Below are 19,936 nucleotides of genomic sequence, written 5' to 3'. Positions count from 1 at the left end.
CCCCCTATGTTGTTACTATTTTCATACATTATTCCCTAATTTTCTTTCGTTTAGGTACAAGAATAATCTATTATCCCATAAGTATTCTAACAAGTGTCTTTACAGTTGTCATTAATAATTTAATTTATTCTGGTAGATGGTAGCGTTATTTGATAGGAATAATCGGATCGCACGGACATTTGCAGTGGTTATTCAATTACATTTCCCGTTAACTGTAAAATCAAGCCTCGATGGTAAATGGATGGGGGTTGCATTTACCGTCAACTATATATTTGTGCCTTCGCGGTTAATGAAAGGCATCTACATTAACCGTCATCCGTTAAATTTGGGCATCCTCGGTAAATGAAAAAAAACACATTAACCTGGAGTATAAAAAGAGAGACTGGATCCCCAGTCTCTCTTCCTATCCTCAATCCAAACTGGCTTCGACGTTTTTGAACTGATTAAAAAACATACTATAATATTTGCCCTGCAGGCTCATTAATGTCTCGTGGCTGCTACTTTCGATAATTTCCCCGTGATCAATCACCATGATAGTGTCCGCATCACGGATGGTATTGAGGCGGTGGGCAATAATAAAGCTGGTCCGATTCTCCATTAACGTGAGCAAGGCTGCTTGAATATGAAGCTCTGTCCTCGTGTCAATGCTGCTTGTCGCTTCATCCAAGATGAGGAGAGAGGGCTTAGCTAAGATTACCCTCGCAATTGCCAGGAGCTGCCGCTGACCTTGACTTAGGTTGCCGCCATTTTCAGATAGAACCGTCTCATACTGGTTTGGCAGCCGCTTGATAAAGGTATCGGCATTGGCCATCCTCGCCGCACGTTCCACCTCATCGTCTGATGCCGCCGCATTTCCATACTTGATATTCTCCTTAATCGTCCCAGAGAATAAATACGTATCCTGGAGAACAAATCCAAAACATTTTCGCAAACTGTCTCTTGTATATTCTCGAATATCATGACCATCCAAGAGAATTCTTCCGCCTGTCACGTCGTAGAATCTTGTCAATAGGTTCACAATCGTTGTTTTCCCCGCGCCGGTGGGACCAACGAGGGCGGTACTGCTGCCGATATCTGCCTCAAAGCTGACATTTTTTAGAATGGGTACATCGGGCCGATAACCAAAACTGACATTTTCAAAAGCGACATGTCCTCTTGGTTTTTCCAAGGAAATTGCTTGAGGTGAGTCAAGTGGTTCCTCTTCTTCATCGATGATTTCAAAGACACGCTCTGCCCCGGCAACACCGGATTGAAGAATGTTGAAGATATTGGCCAAATCGTTAAGCGGCCTAACAAATTGCCTGGAGTAGGTAATGAAGCTGGCGATGGCCCCCACGGTGATGATGCTTTTCACCGCAAGGATTCCGCCCACAACTGCGACGACCGCAAAGCCCAGGTTATTGATTACGTTCATGATGGGCATCAAAAAGCCAGACCAGATTTGCGCCTTAAGGCCGACCTCACGCAGTCTCGTATTGACTACATCAAACTCTTCAATGACCTTTTCCTCATGATTAAAGGCCTTAACAATCTCAATTCCAGAAATGGTTTCCTCAATATGTCCATTTAATTTTCCAAGCTCTACTTGCTGATTTTTAAATAGAACACTCGTCTGCTTTGCGATGGTCTTTGTTAATATAAAGACGAGCGGTACCGTGATTAAGCTGGCAAGTGTCAACAAAGGGCTTAACCATAACATCATAATTAACGATCCGGAAAGGATGACCACCCCTGACATTAATTGCGTGGTCGACTGCGAGATGGTATTACTAACGTTATCAACATCGTTAGATAACCGGCTCATTAATTCACCGTGTGACAGTGAATCGAAAAAGGAGACCGGCAGCTTTTGCAATTTTTTAAAAAGGGCATCTCGTAAGCTTTTGACGATTCGCTGGGATACACCCGCCATCAGCCAGCCTTGTAAAAAAGTAAGCAGACTATCGATCACATAGGCAGCCACCAAAATGACAATCATGACCTCCAGAAAGCCAAAATCTACCGTTCCACCATTCACGCGCATCGCATCAATCGCTTTCCCAATCAGGAAGGGGGCAAGGAGCATCAGACTTGAGTCCAACACAATAAAGATAAAAATAATTGCGAGCATTTTTCGTTCCTTACCGAAGTATTGCCAAAGCCTTTTAAGGGTTCCTTTAAAATTCTTTGGCTTTACCACTGGCCCGGGTCCGCGGCGGTGCGCACCGCCAAAGCCGCCTGGGCGCATGGGGGGCGGAGTAGGAGGAGTGCTTTGGGTCTGTACATTTCCCTTTGACATTAATCCTGTACCTCCTTGCCGACCTGAGATTGGTAGATTTCCTGATAAATACGGCATTCCTTCAACAAATTCTGATGTGTTCCCACTCCAACAAGCTCACCGCGGTCGAGGACAACGATTTTATCAGCATCGATGATTGACGTGATCCGCTGTGCAATCAATAAACAAGTCAGCCCCTTGGCATAGGTCTTCAAACCTTCTTTGATTCTCGCCTCAGTGGCAACGTCAACGGCACTTGTACTATCATCTAAAATTAATATTTCCGGTTTTTTCACCAAGGCCCTGGCAATCGAAATCCGCTGCTTTTGCCCGCCGGAAAAATTAACGCCGCCCTGACCAATTCTTGTTTGATAGCCCTCTGGTGAGGCCATGATAAAATCATGCGCCCCCGCAATCGTTGCAGCAGAAATCACTTCCGCATCCGAGGCATCTTCCATACCCCAGCGGATATTTTCCTCGATCGTTCCTGTGAATAAAATATTCTTTTGCGGTACCATCGCAATTTTCTCTCGTAATTTTTTCGGACTAACCTGTTTACTATCGATTCCATCTACTTTAATCGTACCGCCCACCGTTTCATAGAAGCGGGGGATTAGTCCGACAAGCGTGCTTTTTCCCGACCCCGTCGAACCGATAATTCCAACTGTTTCACCTGGCAGAATTGTTAGATTAATATTTTTTAAGATGGGCTCACCTGTTGCTTGTTCATAAGTAAACGAGACGTTTTCAAAGTCGATTCTGCCTTCTTCAATGAAATTTACTTTCTGATTCTCATCAGAAGAAAGGGAATCCTCTTGTAAAAATACTTCATCAATTCTTCCGGCCGAGGACTTTGCCCTGACAAACATATTAAAGACCATTGAGATCATCATCAGTGAAAATAAAATTTGTGTCATATAGTTGATAAAAGCAATGATATGCCCCACCTGAATAGAACCGCTATTCACTCCATAGCCGCCAATCCAAAGAACGACCACAATCCCAAGGTTGACGGTCAGCATTATTACAGGACTAAAGGTTGCCATTAAGCGATTGGCGGAAATGGATTGATTTTTATAATCATTATTCACGATTGAAAACTTGCCAATCTCGGCATCAAAGCGATTAAACGCCTTAACCACCCGGACACCTGATAAATACTCCCGCATCACACTGTTCACGCGGTCCAATGCCTTTTGGACACGAGAAAAGCGGGGAAAGCCAAGTCGCAAGTTAAAGATAATTAACAGGGCGACAATCGGGACCACAACCGCCAGAACCACCGAGAGCTGTAAATTTAAGCGCATCGCCATAATTAAACCGCCCAGTGCCAACAGCGGAGCTTTGACGAAGATCCGCATTAAGCCATTCACAAACACTTGCACTTGGGTGACATCATTCGTCAGCCTGGTCACAAGGGAGGCGCGGTCAAATTTATCGATATTTTTAAAAGAGAGCGTTTGGATCTTTTTAAATAAGTCAGACCTTAACTCCGTCCCAAAGCTTTGAGAAACAATACTGGCGACCACACTTCTCGTGGAAGCAGCTATCGCCCCGCATGCGGTAATAAGCAGCATCAAGCCGCCCATTTTCAGAACATAATGGATATCCTTGTTTGCGACCCCTTCATCGATAATTTTTGCCATAATCGTTGGCTGCATCAGGTCACTAACGGCCTCTATGGTAAGAAAAAAAACAGCAATGCAAAAAGACTTCCAATATTTCTTTATGTATTTTGATAAAAATGTCATCTTCTCACCCCGGTTTATCGGAAATCCCTCACTAGCCATATTATAAATTTTATGATGAGGATTAAACAAATAATTGACCTTTTTCTCGAGAAGACGAATTATTGTCCATAAAAATGGCCCATTTCGAAAAATGGACCGTCAACAGTTTTATCTTATTTTTGAACTGGGCTGAACTCATGAACCCACACACGCATTTGCGGCAGCCATGGCATACCTGGATGAATACTTAAAATGGATTGCTTGTATTCTTCAACTGACTCGAAGCCCTCGCGGCGTGCATCGTCATCCGTTAATTCACCTAATGACTGGGAATAGACACGATCGACCACGAAGTCACGGCCTTCTAGTGTCATGATTTCACCTGGGTCGGCATATCGGCCATTACGGCGTGTCGCTGTTTTTTCACCCGCAAGTACCTTCTTTACATCTTCTTCCACAGTTACTAAACGTTCAATTGAACTAGTTTTTTCCGGTAAGGTATTGTTTTCATTTCCTGTAGTCATATTTTCTCCTCCTTTTTACAATTCATTTATCTATATTAACACTATCACTATGGTTTATTCCATTTATAAACAATTTTAACTTACCTGTCCGCCTTTATCATGATATTTAATGATTCCTTCCGCTGCGCGAAAAGCCAAGGCACCCACGGTATCGGTCGGATTATAGCCAGAATTATGCGGAAATGCAGATGCACCCACCACGAACAAATTATCTACATCCCACATTTGCAAATAATTATTTACAGCCGACGTCGATGGATCATTCCCCATAATGACACCGCCGGTATTGTGGGTAGATTGATAGGTAGTGATATCATATGGACCTAAATCCTTCATCGCATCGATGTGATCAGCTCCCATTTCTTTCAGGATGCCTTCACATTTGGAGGCAAGGAACTTTGCCAGTTGCTGATCTTGTTTTTCGAAATCAAAAGTAATTCGGATTAATGGGTCGCCGTACGCATCTTTATAGCTTGGATCTAGATCGAGAAAATGGTGTTTAAAAGGCATGGAGGAGCCTTGGGCACCTACTGATAGAAAGCGATTTGCATATTTAACCGATTTTTCCTTGAACTCCTTCCCCCAAGTTGGTTTGCCCCCGGGAACAGGGTTATTTTGAATCGGCCTCATGCCTGTCTGACTAAGCGAGACCATACCGCCATGGATAAAATCCACTTGAGAGTGGTCAAAATTATCTCCATTATAGTCATCCAACACCATGCCGAGTGAACCGGCACCCGCAAACGTATTAAACTCTTTATCCTCGAAAAAGCCGATAGCATTTCCCTTGATCACTTGATAGGCATAATTTTTCCCAATGACGCCTTTACCCGATTGCGGATCATATGGTTTGCCCACATTTGACATTAGTAAGAGGCGAATATTATTGAAAACATAACTGGTTAGAACGACAATATCCGCCGGCTGTTCTATATCCTCACCTGTGGTTACATCCGTGTACATAACCCCTGTAACCATATTTCCGTTCTTTAAGATTCTTCTCACATTGGAATGGGTTCTGATTTCAAAATTGCCCGTTTTATTAGCAACAGGAATCACGGTTACCACAGGATCTGCTTTTGCTCCATATTCACAGCCAAAGCGTTCGCAGTACCCACAATATTGACAGGCCGCTCTTTTGATTCCGTCTGGATTTGTATAGGATTCAGAAAGATTAGCAGACGGCATCATATAGGGATGGAGTTTCAATTTTTTTGTGGCCTCCTCGAACATTTGCAATGGAGGCGACTTTTTCATCGGCGGCGTTGGATAATCACTTGAACGTTTCCCTGCAAGCGGGTTTTTTTCTCCTGAAATCCCCGTTAGTTTTTCAAATTTATCATAATAGGGCTCGATTTGATCATAGGTGATTCCCCAATCTTGAATCGTCATCCCAGCAGGAATTTTATTTTTCCCATACCTTTCCACAGTCTTACTATAGATTTCAAAATCGTATGGTAGAAATCGAAAGGTTTGACCATTCCAATGGACACCGGAACCCCCTAATCCATCTCCAAGCAGAAATGAGCCATATTGCCGCATCGGCAGTGCACGGATTCTCTCATTTCCACGGAAAGTAATCGTTTCTTTTGACAGATCTTGCATCATTCCATAGCGCAATGCATACCGCAGTTCATCATGAACCATAAAGTAATCTTCCGTTTTTCTTTCCTTGCCTCGTTCCAAACCGACTACTTTCAGTCCTTTTTTGGTCAGTTCAGAGGCAATAATTCCTCCTGCCCAGCCGACTCCAATAATCACTACATCCACTTTCGGTAATTTCCTTGCCATCGTTTCCACCTGCCCTTTTTAGTGATTTAGATGATTTTTTAAACTTTGTGGATTTATTTTCTTAAAATCTTTATCGATAATGTCTGTATAAGCCATTTGGCTACCTGGATAGTTTCGCATTTTCCAGCCGTCCATATTTCTATTCCCTCCATATAATGGATCACTGTAGGCTCCTTCGAGTGTAGCACTCCTTAGCATCTGAAAAAATCCACTGGGAGAGATGGTCGTTAAGTTCACCTTATCTTCTTCAAAATCGCGAAGAATGGCATCCTGCTCTTCTTCTTTTAGCTCGGTGAATTTTTTCTTATGGACTGTCATACTGTGATTTTGAAGTTCCCTTAGGCCAATATCAAAGATATCGCGGCGCCTTAATCTGCCTTGGTAGCCTTGAACTTTTTCCCCTTTGAAAAATGGAGCCTGCATATACTCCCTCGCATTAAAGCCCCAATCACCAGCAAGTTGATGGTCAATAAAAAAAGCGACCCCGAGAGCCTTTGCACCTGGCCCAGACTCTTCCTCTGGAAAAATTCGCTCGGTTGCTGCTTCGGTCAGCTGAAACTGTTCAGGTGTAAAATACATCAAAGCCTGATTAAAGTTTTCTGACTTTGTCGCTGGTGTTACCTTTTCTTCTTTTTTACGTGGGAGGAGACTGCCCAATACCCCTCCAACAGCCAGCCCGCCAACAGTGAAACCCGTATTACGAATAAATTTCCTTCTCGATAATGATTCTGGATTTTCTTTATTTTCTTCAGCCATACTTGTACCTCCAATTTTCGACATTATTTCCCATAATTTTAATATTTCTCATTTATTCCGAAATCATCCATTCATAATTAGAAAAGATTTGGGAAAAATACATTTTAAAAAAGGAGGATGTTTTATGTTTAAACGAAAATGGAAAATCTGGGGACTCCCGATCGCTGCTTTATTCGTGCTGTCAGCATGTTCGGGCCAGCAAAACATGAAAGGAAATGAGATCGGAGCAGCAGAAAACGTTGACTATCATGATCCTTCGGTTAATAAAAAGGGAAATGGAAACGTCCATGGACATGAGAATAGTGTAAATGTCATCCCGAGTGTTGACAGGGCAAAGAAAAAAACAACGAACCGGGCTGGTCAAACAACCAGCGGTGTTGGAACGGATGTCTATAGCCTGATTGGCAGTTCAGGTCTTCATGATGGCGGGATTTCCTCTCATTTAGAATCACGATTATCAGGTGAGGGGATTCCAGGTATCAAGGTATTTGTACTAGATGACACGATTATTTTGGCCCGTGCAAAACCGGAAGTGACCTCGACTCGTTACGATGAGCTTCAAAATAAGGTGTTAAAAAACACGTCTGGTTCCTCAGGAAAGGGAAACCTTGACGGAGTTGATCCAGAGAAGCTGAGTAATGATGATAATTTAGATCAAGCCAAAGAGTTGATAGATAAAGCCTTTAACGGACATGTACAAATCTTAACGGTTACAAACCCAAAAGCATTACCGCTCATTGATGGAATCAAGGCAAATATTAAATCGAAAACTCCTACCTATAGCAAGCTTTCAAATGATATCAACACCCTTATTAAAATGACACGCGAAAAATAACAGTCAAAATGAAAAGGCCTGACAAAAGTCAGGCCTCCTTTTATGCATTTAAATCCTTCCTTTTATAAAAACGGAAGGTTACTACCAGGAGAACGGCAATTAAAATCACGGATAGGACGATAAAAATACCTTCAAGCCCACCGCCAAACATTACATTTTTTGCATCAAAATATTTGAACGGGGTGAAATATTTCATCCCTTCAATCTTCTCGTTCAAATCGATGGCAATCGATAACATATACGTAAGGAGAAGGACACCCGTCGCTAGAGACGGAGCTGTTTTCGGTTTCCTTTTTACCGCCGCAAGGGCGCTGCCAATGACCAGGAACAAGACTTGTAATATAAACAGGCCCGCCATGGTAAGGGCAATATCACCATTAACGGCTTCACCAGAGCTGTTGTATTTCCCAACCAAAATAATCAACGACCCCCAGGTGACAAGATTGAAGATGATGATATTTGTAAAAGCAGCCAGTAATTTTGCACTAATAATCGTATTTCTGGAAATGGGTTTGACAAATAGAAACTCCGCTGTTTTGTCTCGCTCTTCCTTAGCAATAATGGATGCCCCGAGCATGGCTGCATGGATTGTCGCCATTAACAACAAATAGATATACAGCATGGAATAATAACCGCTAATCTTCGATAAATCGACGACCCCAAAACCCATGATGGCCTTCATTGACTTTGGCAGATCGCCAATCAAATCATTGATTGATTGGCCCGATGAGGAATAGGCCTCAAATTTAGCCATTCCCGATGCTACCATTAAGAAAACACCAATGCTCCAAAATATGATCGACTTTCGATAAGATCTTAATTCTCTTATAAATACATTCATGACCAAACCCCTCCATTTCACAGCTATACAGCGTGGATATCCTTTTTAAGATAAACAAAATAACTCGCTGTGATGGCTAGAATAATAATGACTGCCCCGACAATTAAAAAGGACGCTTCATAGCCGGCATGTTTGATGATATAGGCGGTGTCGAAATACTTAAACGGCGAGATATAACGTTTTGCTTCCTCACCCGTTGTGCTGCTAAACATCCCCAAAAAATAGAACGCAAAAACAGTAGTCAGGGAGACGGTCAATACCGATTTTATCTTCGGGACAATCACCGAAATCATAATCCCTAAAGCAAGGAAAATCAGCTGGATAAAAAACATCGTGAGTGAAAGCATGACTAGCACTTTAAGGCTAAAATCAGCTGTCTTCACTTGAAAGGTGATCAGAATTGTTACAGCCAGGTAAACGATATTTGTCACCACAATCGACGCAAACGCCGCCATTAATTTGAATGTTAACACTGATGATCTGGTCACAGGCTTGGTTAACAGAAAATCAGCTGTTTTTTCACGGACTTCCTTACTGACAATGCTTGTGCCTAGATTCATCCCCTGAATCGCACCGCACAAGGTAATAAAGGATAACGGGAAGCAATAGAAGCCGAGAATCGTAAAGAATCCAAGATTAAACCCGATGGCATTACGGATGGCCTCTGGATAACCCTCCATGATTTTTTGGAAACTCTCCGCATCCTTCGCAAAGGCTGGATAAAAGGACATGAATAGCGCAATTATTAACACTAACGATACAGACCAAATAATCGTCGACTTCCGATAAGCCTTCCATTCATGAAAAAAGATATTCATAGCTTCCTAGGCCTCCTTTTCGTAATAATGCAAAAAGATCTCCTCAAGGTCTGGCTCTTCAATCCATAGATTCACAAGTTCAATGTCTGCCAGTTTTTTCATGATGGTATTGATGTTTCCTCTAAATAAAAAGCTCGTGATGTTTTCTTTGATTTCTAAGTTATTGACGCCGCTCATGTTGAAGTAATTCGATTCGAGCGGTGTTTTCGTTTCCACTTTAAACTTCTTATAGTTGCTTTCTTTTAAAGTACTAATCTTTTCCACTGTAACAATCTTACCTTCTTTAATGATGGCGACCCTGTTACATAGGCGTTGCACCTCGCTAAGGATGTGCGACGAAAAGAGAATGGTTGCCCCCTTTTTATTCTCTTCTTCTAACAGTTCAAAGAACTTTTGCTGCATCAGCGGGTCGAGGCCGCTGGTTGGTTCGTCTAGAATAATCAGCTTGGGTTGATGGAGCAGTCCTTGAACGATCCCAACCTTCTTTTTATTTCCCAAGGAAAGGTCATCGATTTTTTTATTCAGATCAAGGTCCATAATTTCAGCCAATTCTTTGATTCGTTTACTGCAATCCTTTTTATAAAAACTAGCAGAATATTTTAATAGGTCCTTCACCTTCATATTGTCATAGTAAAAAACTTCTGAAGGCAAATAACCAATCTCCTTTTTAATTTCAGGCGCAAATTGAACACAGTCTTTCCCAAAGATGGTCGCACTGCCGCTGGTAGGGTAGATGAGCGACAAAAGTGTTCGAATCGTTGTTGATTTACCGGCGCCATTTGGTCCAATGAAGCCAAAAATTTCGCCTTCCTCGACATGAAAGCTTATGTCCGTGATTCCTCTTGATTTGCCATACATTTTTGTAAGGTTGTTAATTTCAATCACATTCATCGTAAGAACCCCCTTATTTATAAAATACTCTCGTTAAGATTTGAAAGTATTCCTCTGCTTCCCTCTGGATGGTTAGATAATCAATCTCATGGGTTGGTGACAACTTTGCCTGCGCTAATGCCTCATCACTTATTTTTTCAAACGTCCAGCTAATGATCTTTAAGATTTTGGTGAGATCTACATCATCCCTAAATTTTGTATAATCAATGCCCTCATACGCTTTTTCAATATTGATATGAGTAATTTCCGTTTTCTTTTTATCAAACTCAACCTTTATTTCCGCGGATTCCTCCAAAAATACCTCTTGAATAAATTTAAAGATATCCGGATAGGTAGCAAGCATTTCTACTTTAATTCCGACTGCCTGCCTCATTCGCATGAAAAAGTCCGTCTCTTGGAAGTTAATTTTTTTGTAAAATTCATCGATAACGATTTCGTAGCAGTAATCAAAGACAAAAAAGAACAACTGCTTTTTGTTCTGAAAATAATGGAACAACAATCCCTTAGAGATTCCAGCCTCTTTGACAATTTCATTGGTTGAGGCACGGTCATATCCTTTCTCAGCAAATTCCTTTATGGCGGCATTTATCATTCGATCTTGTTTTTCTTTATCTAAGTTGAGGAATTTTGAAAACATTGTTGCGGTCCTCCTTTTCTACCTATTGACCACATCAGTCAACCATAGTGTACTCCCGTTGACCCCTACGGTCAATAGCGGTCAAGCTATATTTTTTACAAAATTATAAAATGATTGTTTGTTGTATAGTATGGCATATCGGGGTGTTCTAGGATGCATGTTTACTGGTATATTTATGATATGATAATCATGAATTCAACCACAAAAAGGGGAGTGTAGTGCAATTGAAAAATGAGCTTATTGAAAGATTTACTTCCTATGTTAAAGTCGACACCCAGTCCAATGAAAACAGTGAAACTTGTCCATCCACAGAGGGGCAGTGGACATTAGCCCACATGCTGGTCAATGAATTGAAATCGATTGGGATGAAAGAAGTCACCATCGATGAAAATGGCTATGTGATGGCGACCTTACCGTCGAATACAAACAAAGAAGTGTCTACCATCGGCTTCCTCGCCCATGTCGATACCGCCACAGATTTTACCGGGAAAAATGTGAACCCGCAAATCGTCGAAAATTATGATGGCAATGAAATCGTCTTAAACGAGGCGCTAAAAGTAGTGATGTCTCCAAAGGATTTTCCAAGCCTTCCTGATTACAAGGGCCACACCTTAATCACGACCGACGGTACGACGCTGCTTGGTGCGGACAACAAAGCCGGCATCACTGAGATCATGACAGCAATGGCCTACCTGATCAATCATCCCGAAATTAAACACGGTAAGGTCCGCGTTGCGTTCACCCCGGATGAAGAAATCGGCAGAGGTCCACATAAGTTTGATGTTGCTGCCTTCCAGGCGAAGCATGCGTATACGGTCGATGGCGGACCGCTCGGCGAGTTAGAGTTCGAAAGCTTCAACGCCGCTGCAGCTAAGATTACGATTAAAGGAAACAACATTCACCCAGGTTCCGCAAAGGATAAAATGGTTAACTCAATGAAAATCGCGATGGACTTACATAGCAAGCTACCCGCACAGGAAGCACCTGAACACACCGAAGGGTACGAAGGCTTCTTTCATCTGCTCTCATTCAACGGCGATGTGGAACGAACAAAGCTCCACTATATTATTAGAGATCACGACATGGAGAAATTCCAGGCTAGAAAAACGCTCATCGAAAATATCGCCAATGAGTTCAAAGCAAAATACGGCAGCGATAACATCCAACTAGAACTAAACGACCAATATTACAACATGGGTGAAAAGATTAAACCAGTGATGGAAATCGTCGACATTGCCCATGAGGCGATGGTGAACCTCAGCATCCAGCCAATTGTCAAACCAATCCGCGGCGGCACCGATGGCTCACAGCTTTCATATATGGGTCTGCCGACACCAAATATTTTTACTGGCGGCGAGAATTTCCACGGTAAATTTGAATTTATTTCCGTTGATAATATGATCAAAGCAACCAACACGGTCATTGAAATCATCAAATTGACAGAACAAAAGGCATAATAATTCCAGAACAAAAGGCGCAAGCGCCCGTTCAGCGGCGTATGGCCTGGAGCGCTCCAACTGAGATAAAGGAAACACGAAGAGCGTTAGCGCATTCGTGCTTGACTTATCGTAGGGCGGAGCGCGAAGGACACTAGCCGTTGGGCGCTGGAGCTGGATTCAAAGAGACTAAATCAATTTATCCACAATTAAATATTTTATAATTCCATATACAACAAAAAAAGCTAACTGCGCTCGATTCCTGCAGTTAGCTTTTAAATACTTCATAAAATTAGCGCTGTAGCGCACTGTTTAAGACTGGATACCGTTTCCTCAAGTTGAATATGCAGCTGCTCGACCGACCATTTCCCGCCATTATTCACTAAGTCCTTTTGAATCAATAAAATCATCCAAAGCGAGAATACAGATGCAAATAAATAATACTCACTGATAAAGGCCGCGCGGTCAACCTCATACTCTACCTGACTAAGGTAAGACTCCAAAATTCTCTCCCGCAATGGACTCGTTAGCTTTTTAGGAAAAAGCGGATGGGACAGATCCATCAGATGAAACAAATCCCAGTGTGGCAAATTAAGATGGGTGTGCTCCCAGTCCAAAATCTTCAACTCATTATCGACGATTGCGAAATTCCCTGTGTGTAAATCGCCATGAGTTAACACTTGTTTCTCGGAAAAGCTAAATCGATTAAGTTTTAAAAAAAGGCTATGAATAAGGCTTTCCTCCACCTTTAACGCAGGCAATAAACGATAAAATTCGTCCTTCTTCAGACAAATTTCTGATACCATTTCTTCTATTCTTGGTTTTAGCCCCTTTAAAGGAATATCACCCCATTTTCCCACAGGAAGCGAATGCCACCAAGCCAACCACTTAATCACCGCCATTACACTACCCTCATTAAAATCGTGGGAAAGTGGGCCAAGGTCTTCAAGAATCATCCAATTAAGCTCGGTCCTTTCACTGATGGAAAAGGAAATAATTTTTGGATATATTTTCGGGAATTGGGGAAGAATATGTTCATGGACCCAAACCTCTTTTCCCCATTGACCATCATTTGTTAGTGGTTTAAAAACATAGCTTTGTGATGGAGACAGATAGAATCTTTCAACAAATCTACCATTCATACCTTTATAGAGGATTTCCCTGTTCACGATTAATTCATCATTAAGTTTACCATTGGCTAAGACTATGTTCTTTGGCAGCTCCATTAACCCACCACCGCATCATTTAATAGTTTCATAGATTTGAAATAATTAACGATATATTCTTATTCACAACATATGAAATGCATGACAGAATAATTTCTCACACTATGGTCAAAATAACTTTGCTTCGATTTTTCAAGGAGGTTTAATAAATGGATAACAGTAATACACATGAATTTGTAGAACAGCTGCATGAAAAACAGGAAAAAGACAAGAAAAATAAACAACGACAAGCAAATAGTCAAAAAAGTCAACGATTACCTAATAAGCAGCATTAATCACAAAAAGGGTCCAGCCTCACAGCCGCAATAAAGCAGCCCGTGAGGTTGGACCTTTAATTTATTATTTATTCATATTTGCCAGAAAACCGCCAAGTAAGTCGTCGATATTTTCTTCCATTTCCGCTTCTTCAACCACTGGCTCCTTGTCCTTAGCACCTTCCCAATCAAAGTCACTAAGGTCATCATCCATGTCACTCAAGTCGATAGGGGGGGACGGTTCATCTTCTTTAGCCGCAGAACTTTCTAGGTAACCTGTATTCTTCATAGAATCCCCAGGCAGTTCCTTAGGAAATACTTCCTCTTGAAGGTACAAGGCCTCGTCAATATCTAATGAGCGGCTGTTTAAAGAGGCAAGTAAAGCAGTAGAGCGTACTGGATCAGAGATCAGCTGATAAAGAATACTTCCTAGTAATGCCTCAGAGTGCTCGTGTTTTAACCAATCTCGTTGCGCCTTCGTTAATTTCTGGGGGAGGGGGATCGTGATCGTTTCCTTTTCCCGCGAATGGGAACTATTCACTCCTTGCATCACAAACTCAGCAATTTTACTTGAAAAATTTCTTCTCTCTGTCTCTTTTAACTTTTGTAAATGTTTTAAGATATGGTCAGGTGTATCAGAGGGGACGCGAAAGGAAATCGCTTGCCCCCTCTGAACCTCAGAGGCTGATTTCTTCATATGATCACCTTATTTAGCTTTTTACAGGTTCAACTTTAACCGCTTTTTGTTTCTCCGCTTTACGAACAAAATCCTGAATTAGTTTATAGTAAGCATTCGCCATCATCCAAATACTTTCTTTCTCATCTTCAAAGAAATCAATGTTATATCCGTCTAAATTGTTATTTAGTGTTTTAAGGTATTCTTTTAAGACATTGGCACCGCCGCCCACAAAGTAGCAAATTTCTGTCTGTGAGTTCTTCTGCCAAACATTACGCAATAAACGATATTGCTTCTTGGCTAAATCAAGCAGAATTCGGTCCGTTATATCATGCACACTTGTCCGGCTTCCTTTAACCATAATATGGTTTCGATCACTTTTCTTGGTGATAATATCTACCACATCACGGCGGCTGTCTAATTCCACACCATGCTTGGACCGAATCTCTTCACGAATCGCTTCTAATGATTCTGAAACCCCAAGATTAAACCCTTGTGCTTTATCATCATCGACATTGCGATTTTTGATGACAGCGATATCTGTAGATAATCCGCCGATATCCTGAATTAATATGCGTTTATCAATCAAATCTTTATTAATTACTTTTCCGCTATTATCTAAAACAAGATTAATAAATGCAGCAAATCCTTCTGGATATACCTTTACTTCTTCAAATTTAATATTTACTTTCAAGCCTTGGTACTTTGGTGTAACTAAGAATTCTACTTGATGAACGGAACCAACTAATTTAGAACGATAGCCAGCATCCTTGCCTTCCTTTACTTCGCGAAGGGGGAGACCTGTTCCCAACGTGTAGTTAGCATCAATCACATTTTTTGTGCGTGGGAAAGCATGTGAATTATTTTCCTTTACTGCATCTAAAGCTAAGGTAGCAAAAAGCATAATTAATGTTTGGTCTTCCTCAGACTTGCTGCTGCCAGGATCTAATTCCATTGCATTATTACTTTTCGTCGCTAAATTACCAATGCGGAAAATTCCGTTGTTCTCTTTTAAAGCAGGGGAGTGGACCTTGATATGAATTCCATCTAATGGATTTTTTGAATCAAGCTCTTCAATACCAATAACAGGTCGATCTTCTGTATCCCTAGCAATAATGTTTGGAATATTCAACTCATATTCTAATTCACCAAAAATGGCCTTAATCGAGTCATTACCAACGTCAATTGCTGCAACTCTGGATTTATTCATAAAATATCATTCCTTTTCATTTAATGGATTTATTTTTTAATAATTATGTAGTTCTAGTTTACCTCTTTAAGGGTATAGAAGAATACTAGATTCTTCAATAATTTCCGCTTAAAAATAATATAACTGTAAAAATGTAAACAACGCGTAAACTTTCGCACGTTGTTTACATTTTTGTAAACAACAATAACAAACCTGTATACATCGCACCGTCGCAAGATGTGTACAGGTTTGTATACATGTAAACGCATTTGTAAACAACATGTATACAAAAAGTAAACTTGTATACATTTTCGTAAACAACTAGTGTATTACCGTAAACTTGTACACATATTTGTTTACATTCTTAAATGAATGCATAAAAAAGACCTAAGGCCCTCATAGCCCTTAGGTCTGCTAGCTGATAGAAGTCATTGCTGCTCGGTCCGTTTTTTCCCAACTTCCGTAACAGCAAAACTCCGTTTCATTGTCTTAATTTGTTCTGGCTTCCGGAATCTTAATGCAGACCAATCTTCATCAATAGCAATTTGCCGAACCGGTTCATATCCTTTTTCAGCAAGTAGGTACATAACCGTGTCACGGCTGCAGTCTGAACCTTTATATGTCTTTGATGATTTTTTAGGATAGCAAAGCCAGAACAGTCCATTCTCTTTCACAAAACTTTCCGCACTCTTTGCAAAAGCTTGAAGCTCACCATTACTGGTTCCAAATACCTGGACAAAATCATAGCCTTCTTCTAATCCACCTTGTTTATGGACATTTCCCTCAAAGAATGCCATTACTTCCTCATAGGCCTTTGGTGCGTTAATGATTAATACAGCTTGTCCTTGATCCTTAAACTGAAGCTTTTTAATAACTGACAAATGTATATCCCCCTATCTACCGTTCGCTCATTGAACTAGCAACCACTTCTTTACCAACATAGAAATAATACCATTTTTCATTATCATTCAACCAGCCGGTCACTACCGTCTCTTTACTGCTAATTTACAATTCTTGTCACAATCCGAAAAGGCACCGTAAGACTTGAAAAAAAGATAGCATTTGGGTATGGTAAACTTACAATTCTCCACTTAAGGGTGTGTAACATGCGTATTAATAAATTTATTAGCGAGTCTGGCAAAGCATCTAGAAGAGGAGCAGATAAGTTAATTAGTGAAGGAAGAGTTACGATTAATGGGAAGGTCGCGGAAATAGGGAGCCAGGTTGAGCCTGGCGATGATGTTCGCATTAGCGGAACCCCGATTAAAGTGACTGCAAATTATGTCTATATCGCCTTAAATAAACCTGTTGGGATAACGAGTACAACGGAAAGACATATCAAGGGAAATATCATCGACTTAGTCAATCATCCCTTACGAATATTCCACATCGGCCGTTTGGATAAGGAATCTGATGGTTTAATCCTTCTGACGAATGATGGAGATATTGTTAACGAAATTTTGCGTGCTGAGAATAAGCATGAGAAAGAATATATCGTAACCGTCGACAAACCGATCACTCCTGAATTTTTAAAAAGAATGGCAGCAGGTGTCGAAATTTTGGATACAAAGACATTGCCGTGTAAAGTTACCCAACTTTCTAAATATGTATTTCAGATTATCCTAACACAAGGTCTCAATCGGCAAATCCGCCGGATGTGTTCTGCTCTTGGTTATGGAGTTGTTAGGCTGCAACGGACTCGAATCATGAATATTCAATTAGGCAATTTGCCAATTGGACAGTGGCGCGATTTGTCAAAGAAAGAACGGAATCAATTATTTGCAGATCTTAATTATCAGCCGAAGGAATGGTGAACAATAATCCATCGACAGCCTTTACCTTGTTTTCTTATATGAATATTATTTTTCCATAAAACAAAAGTGATTCTAGATTGCCAACTTTACTTTTGCTAAAATAGAATTATGTTTTTTTATTTGGAAACTCTTGAGGTGGAAAATTTGGATATCGGATCAAAAATTCGTACGATACGCAATCGAAAAAAAATCACGATTGCTCAAATGTGTGAAGGAACAGGGCTTTCAAAGGGATTTATCAGCAATGTTGAAAACAATAACACCTCTCCATCGATTAGCACTTTACAAACCATCTCAACCTTCCTTGGGGTGCCGTTACCTTATTTATTGTTGGAAAAAAAGCAGCACATGCGGGTCGTTCGAAAGGATGAGAGGACTTATTCTACATTCAACAGCTTGAAAATAGAACATTTAACCTCTAAAGGCGGATTACGAATGATGCAGGTTGAATTTCCTCCAGGGGCTTCTATGGGTGAATTAAACGCCCATGAAGGCGAGGAATGTCATTTAGTGTTGGAGGGAAGAGTTCAAGCAGAACAAGGTGAAGACTCGATGATTATTGAAGAAGGGGACTCCTTCAGCTGGAATGCCAGTGTACCGCATTTTGTTAGAAATATTGGTGAGGGAAAAGCGGTGGTGTTAATTTCCATTTATTCCGACAGCGAACTGAATGATATTATTTAATCTTTAGCTTTCTCTCTGATGACTTGTGTGTCAAAAAAGGCTGACTAAAGTGGAACTGTAGGTTCCATTTCAGTCAGCCTTTTTTAATTAATTCCTTTATTACTTCTTATTTCTACAATTTATAATACCTGGTTCAAAAACCGTTGGGTTCGTTCGTGTTTTGGATAGACAAAAATTTCACTCGGATGCCCTTCTTCAATAATATTCCCGTCTGCAAGCATAATGACTCGGTCCGCGACTTCTTTCGCAAAGCCCATTTCATGAGTCACAATGACCATTGTCATTCCTTCACGTGCGAGATCTTTCATTACCTGGAGTACTTCACCCACGAGCTCTGGATCCAAAGCGGAAGTCGGCTCATCAAAGAGCATCACTTTTGGTTCCATTGCCAACGCTCTTGCAATCGCCACCCGCTGCTTTTGCCCCCCGGATAACTGGTCCGGATAATAGTTAGCTTTATCCTCTAAACCAACCTTTTTTAAAAGAGCGATAGCTTTGGCACTTGCTGCTTCCTTGGTTTCCTTTCGGACGAAAATCGGGGCTTCTGTTATATTTTCGAGCACGGTTTTATGCGGGAAAAGATTAAAATGCTGAAACACCATTCCAACCTTTTCTCTTACTTTATTTAAGTTCGTTTTGACGAGGTCTACCTTTTCTGAATCGATGATAATCTCCCCGCGCTCTGCCACTTCTAAAAAGTTTAAGCAGCGAAGCAGTGTGCTTTTCCCGGAGCCACTGGCGCCGATAAGAACCACTACTTCTTTCTCGCTGACGTTTATGTCAATATTCTTTAATACTTCGAGCTTACCAAAGGACTTTGATAGATGATGGACTTCAATCATGCCAATCGGACCTCCTTTGGTTTGCTGACATCCATCCTATTCTCAATCCGGTTGGCAAACCAAGTGAAAATAAGGACGATAATCAAATAATAGATTCCTACCACGAAATAGGTTTCAAAAGGCATATAGTTTTCACCTTGGACACTTAGGGCCGTGTTATATAGATCAGTCACAGCAATATAGGCAACAAGGGATGAATCCTTTAATCCAATAATAAACTGATTGGCTAGAGACGGAATTGCTCTTTTGAAAGCCTGTGGGAAAATAATTCTCCTCATCGCAAGAGAATTGGGCATTCCGAGGGACCTGGCTGCTTCCATTTGTCCGCGATCAATGGATTGCACGGCCCCTCTAAAAATTTCAGCAATATAGGCGCCCGTATGAACACCTAATGCCAAGGCACCCGCTGTGAAACTATCCAGGTTCACTATATTGGCAAGTCCATAATATAAGAACATGATCTGAACAATGAGAGGCGTTCCACGAATAATACCTATGTAGATATCAGCGATACGATTTAGTATTTTACTTGAGGATATCTTAAAGCTGGCAAAAATAACGCCAATCACCATTGCAAACAATAGCGAGATGGCTGTTATCGCAATCGTCATCCAAGCAGCTTTCAAAAAGGCAATTCCATGTTCACTAAAAATACTGATAATATTTTCAATAAAAACCACGATCTATACCTCCTTCATTGAATAGTGCAAGCACCCTCATCAGGTGCTTGCACTA

The 19,936-nt window shown here is 41.0% G+C and carries 21 protein-coding genes; 6 read left to right on the top strand and 15 right to left on the bottom strand.

Annotated elements, in window-relative coordinates:
• The first annotated feature begins 136 nt into the window (after positions 1–136).
• Complete coding sequence (locus RCG22_RS16030; protein ID WP_308103740.1) at positions 137–346, top strand: hypothetical protein; 210 nt, start codon at positions 137–139, stop codon at positions 344–346.
• 63 nt (positions 347–409) lie between these two features.
• Here RCG22_RS16030 and RCG22_RS16025 read toward each other — a convergent pair whose 3' ends face one another.
• The 5 genes from RCG22_RS16025 to RCG22_RS16005 all read right to left on the bottom strand — a co-directional run bounded on the left by RCG22_RS16025 (position 410) and on the right by RCG22_RS16005 (position 7,058).
• Entirely contained in the window at positions 410–2,278 is a 1,869-nt protein-coding gene (locus RCG22_RS16025; RefSeq protein WP_308103739.1) for an ABC transporter ATP-binding protein, read from the bottom strand.
• The gene (locus RCG22_RS16020; RefSeq protein WP_308103738.1) at positions 2,278–4,008 is read right to left on the bottom strand and encodes an ABC transporter ATP-binding protein; all 1,731 of its coding nucleotides are present in this window, start codon (positions 4,006–4,008) and stop codon (positions 2,278–2,280) included. Before RCG22_RS16020 ends, RCG22_RS16025 begins: the two co-directional genes overlap by 1 nt.
• A gap of 152 nt (positions 4,009–4,160) precedes the next feature.
• Positions 4,161–4,511 carry an ASCH domain-containing protein gene (locus RCG22_RS16015; RefSeq protein ID WP_308103737.1) on the bottom strand — a complete coding sequence of 117 codons (351 nt, stop codon included), beginning with the start codon at positions 4,509–4,511 and terminating at the stop codon, positions 4,161–4,163.
• A 75-nt stretch (positions 4,512–4,586) separates the two neighbouring features.
• Positions 4,587–6,302: a GMC family oxidoreductase gene (locus RCG22_RS16010; protein WP_308103736.1), complete on the bottom strand. Its 1,716-nt coding sequence runs from the start codon at positions 6,300–6,302 to the stop codon at positions 4,587–4,589.
• A gap of 18 nt (positions 6,303–6,320) precedes the next feature.
• Complete coding sequence (locus RCG22_RS16005; RefSeq protein WP_308103735.1) at positions 6,321–7,058, bottom strand: gluconate 2-dehydrogenase subunit 3 family protein; 738 nt, start codon at positions 7,056–7,058, stop codon at positions 6,321–6,323.
• Positions 7,059–7,182: 124 nt separating this feature from the next.
• Here RCG22_RS16005 and RCG22_RS16000 point away from each other — a divergent pair, with 124 nt between their 5' ends.
• Positions 7,183–7,893 carry a hypothetical protein gene (locus RCG22_RS16000; RefSeq protein ID WP_308103734.1) on the top strand — a complete coding sequence of 237 codons (711 nt, stop codon included), beginning with the start codon at positions 7,183–7,185 and terminating at the stop codon, positions 7,891–7,893.
• A 40-nt stretch (positions 7,894–7,933) separates the two neighbouring features.
• On the opposite strand, the gene RCG22_RS15995 is transcribed toward RCG22_RS16000, so the two are convergent.
• The 4 genes from RCG22_RS15995 to RCG22_RS15980 are packed head-to-tail and all read right to left on the bottom strand — an operon-like array spanning position 7,934 to position 11,080.
• Entirely contained in the window at positions 7,934–8,734 is an 801-nt protein-coding gene (locus RCG22_RS15995; protein ID WP_308103733.1) for an ABC transporter permease subunit, read from the bottom strand.
• A gap of 23 nt (positions 8,735–8,757) precedes the next feature.
• Positions 8,758–9,552, bottom strand: a complete 795-nt coding sequence (locus RCG22_RS15990) for an ABC transporter permease subunit (protein WP_308103732.1) — start codon at positions 9,550–9,552, stop codon at positions 8,758–8,760.
• Between the two features lie 6 nt (positions 9,553–9,558).
• Entirely contained in the window at positions 9,559–10,443 is an 885-nt protein-coding gene (locus RCG22_RS15985; protein WP_308103731.1) for an ABC transporter ATP-binding protein, read from the bottom strand.
• Positions 10,444–10,456: 13 nt separating this feature from the next.
• Positions 10,457–11,080, bottom strand: a complete 624-nt coding sequence (locus RCG22_RS15980; protein WP_308103730.1) for a TetR/AcrR family transcriptional regulator — start codon at positions 11,078–11,080, stop codon at positions 10,457–10,459.
• A gap of 224 nt (positions 11,081–11,304) precedes the next feature.
• Between RCG22_RS15980 and pepT the strand changes: the two genes are divergently transcribed.
• On the top strand, positions 11,305–12,537 hold the full coding sequence (gene pepT, locus RCG22_RS15975) for a peptidase T (protein ID WP_308103729.1): 1,233 nt from the start codon (positions 11,305–11,307) through the stop codon (positions 12,535–12,537).
• A gap of 263 nt (positions 12,538–12,800) precedes the next feature.
• On the opposite strand, the gene RCG22_RS15970 is transcribed toward pepT, so the two are convergent.
• Positions 12,801–13,742, bottom strand: coding sequence for a phosphotransferase (locus tag RCG22_RS15970; protein WP_308103728.1), 942 nt, complete (start codon positions 13,740–13,742; stop codon positions 12,801–12,803).
• A 149-nt stretch (positions 13,743–13,891) separates the two neighbouring features.
• On the opposite strand from RCG22_RS15970, the gene RCG22_RS15965 reads away from it, so the two are divergent.
• Positions 13,892–14,017: a DUF4023 domain-containing protein gene (locus tag RCG22_RS15965; protein ID WP_098260266.1), complete on the top strand. Its 126-nt coding sequence runs from the start codon at positions 13,892–13,894 to the stop codon at positions 14,015–14,017.
• Between the two features lie 64 nt (positions 14,018–14,081).
• On the opposite strand, the gene RCG22_RS15960 is transcribed toward RCG22_RS15965, so the two are convergent.
• The 3 genes from RCG22_RS15960 to RCG22_RS15950 all read right to left on the bottom strand — a co-directional run bounded on the left by RCG22_RS15960 (position 14,082) and on the right by RCG22_RS15950 (position 16,742).
• On the bottom strand, positions 14,082–14,693 hold the full coding sequence (locus tag RCG22_RS15960; RefSeq protein WP_308103727.1) for a hypothetical protein: 612 nt from the start codon (positions 14,691–14,693) through the stop codon (positions 14,082–14,084).
• A 13-nt stretch (positions 14,694–14,706) separates the two neighbouring features.
• Positions 14,707–15,882, bottom strand: coding sequence for a ParM/StbA family protein (locus tag RCG22_RS15955; RefSeq protein ID WP_098260269.1), 1,176 nt, complete (start codon positions 15,880–15,882; stop codon positions 14,707–14,709).
• A gap of 407 nt (positions 15,883–16,289) precedes the next feature.
• Complete coding sequence (locus RCG22_RS15950) at positions 16,290–16,742, bottom strand: DUF3052 domain-containing protein (protein ID WP_374049368.1); 453 nt, start codon at positions 16,740–16,742, stop codon at positions 16,290–16,292.
• A gap of 216 nt (positions 16,743–16,958) precedes the next feature.
• Between RCG22_RS15950 and rluF the strand changes: the two genes are divergently transcribed.
• Positions 16,959–17,675, top strand: coding sequence for a 23S rRNA pseudouridine(2604) synthase RluF (gene rluF, locus RCG22_RS15945; protein ID WP_308103726.1), 717 nt, complete (start codon positions 16,959–16,961; stop codon positions 17,673–17,675).
• Between the two features lie 144 nt (positions 17,676–17,819).
• Positions 17,820–18,359: a helix-turn-helix domain-containing protein gene (locus tag RCG22_RS15940; protein ID WP_308103725.1), complete on the top strand. Its 540-nt coding sequence runs from the start codon at positions 17,820–17,822 to the stop codon at positions 18,357–18,359.
• 119 nt (positions 18,360–18,478) lie between these two features.
• Here RCG22_RS15940 and RCG22_RS15935 read toward each other — a convergent pair whose 3' ends face one another.
• Together RCG22_RS15935 and RCG22_RS15930 are read right to left on the bottom strand one after the other, a co-directional pair.
• Entirely contained in the window at positions 18,479–19,201 is a 723-nt protein-coding gene (locus tag RCG22_RS15935; protein WP_308103724.1) for an amino acid ABC transporter ATP-binding protein, read from the bottom strand.
• Entirely contained in the window at positions 19,198–19,872 is a 675-nt protein-coding gene (locus RCG22_RS15930) for an amino acid ABC transporter permease (protein WP_374049476.1), read from the bottom strand. Before RCG22_RS15930 ends, RCG22_RS15935 begins: the two co-directional genes overlap by 4 nt.
• Between the last annotated feature and the right edge of the window lie 64 nt (positions 19,873–19,936).

This window comes from Neobacillus nitrireducens (assembly GCF_030915405.1).
In the GTDB taxonomy this organism is placed as follows: Bacteria; Bacillota; Bacilli; order Bacillales; family Cytobacillaceae; genus Neobacillus.
This window is presented reverse-complemented; position numbering and strand designations above follow the sequence as displayed.

Coding starts and splice junctions, on each gene's coding strand:
- RCG22_RS15980 (WP_308103730.1), bottom strand. CDS start 11,080: ATGTTTTCAAAATTCCTCAACTTAGATAAAGAAAAACAAGATCGAATG.
- RCG22_RS15990 (WP_308103732.1), bottom strand. CDS start 9,552: ATGAATATCTTTTTTCATGAATGGAAGGCTTATCGGAAGTCGACGATT.
- RCG22_RS15965 (WP_098260266.1), top strand. CDS start 13,892: ATGGATAACAGTAATACACATGAATTTGTAGAACAGCTGCATGAAAAA.
- RCG22_RS16025 (WP_308103739.1), bottom strand. CDS start 2,278: ATGTCAAAGGGAAATGTACAGACCCAAAGCACTCCTCCTACTCCGCCC.
- RCG22_RS16030 (WP_308103740.1), top strand. CDS start 137: ATGGTAGCGTTATTTGATAGGAATAATCGGATCGCACGGACATTTGCA.
- RCG22_RS15995 (WP_308103733.1), bottom strand. CDS start 8,734: ATGAATGTATTTATAAGAGAATTAAGATCTTATCGAAAGTCGATCATA.
- RCG22_RS16005 (WP_308103735.1), bottom strand. CDS start 7,058: ATGGCTGAAGAAAATAAAGAAAATCCAGAATCATTATCGAGAAGGAAA.
- RCG22_RS15955 (WP_098260269.1), bottom strand. CDS start 15,882: ATGAATAAATCCAGAGTTGCAGCAATTGACGTTGGTAATGACTCGATT.
- RCG22_RS15985 (WP_308103731.1), bottom strand. CDS start 10,443: ATGAATGTGATTGAAATTAACAACCTTACAAAAATGTATGGCAAATCA.
- RCG22_RS15960 (WP_308103727.1), bottom strand. CDS start 14,693: ATGAAGAAATCAGCCTCTGAGGTTCAGAGGGGGCAAGCGATTTCCTTT.
- RCG22_RS16010 (WP_308103736.1), bottom strand. CDS start 6,302: ATGGCAAGGAAATTACCGAAAGTGGATGTAGTGATTATTGGAGTCGGC.
- RCG22_RS15935 (WP_308103724.1), bottom strand. CDS start 19,201: ATGATTGAAGTCCATCATCTATCAAAGTCCTTTGGTAAGCTCGAAGTA.
- RCG22_RS16015 (WP_308103737.1), bottom strand. CDS start 4,511: ATGACTACAGGAAATGAAAACAATACCTTACCGGAAAAAACTAGTTCA.
- RCG22_RS16020 (WP_308103738.1), bottom strand. CDS start 4,008: ATGACATTTTTATCAAAATACATAAAGAAATATTGGAAGTCTTTTTGC.
- RCG22_RS15970 (WP_308103728.1), bottom strand. CDS start 13,742: ATGGAGCTGCCAAAGAACATAGTCTTAGCCAATGGTAAACTTAATGAT.
- RCG22_RS16000 (WP_308103734.1), top strand. CDS start 7,183: ATGTTTAAACGAAAATGGAAAATCTGGGGACTCCCGATCGCTGCTTTA.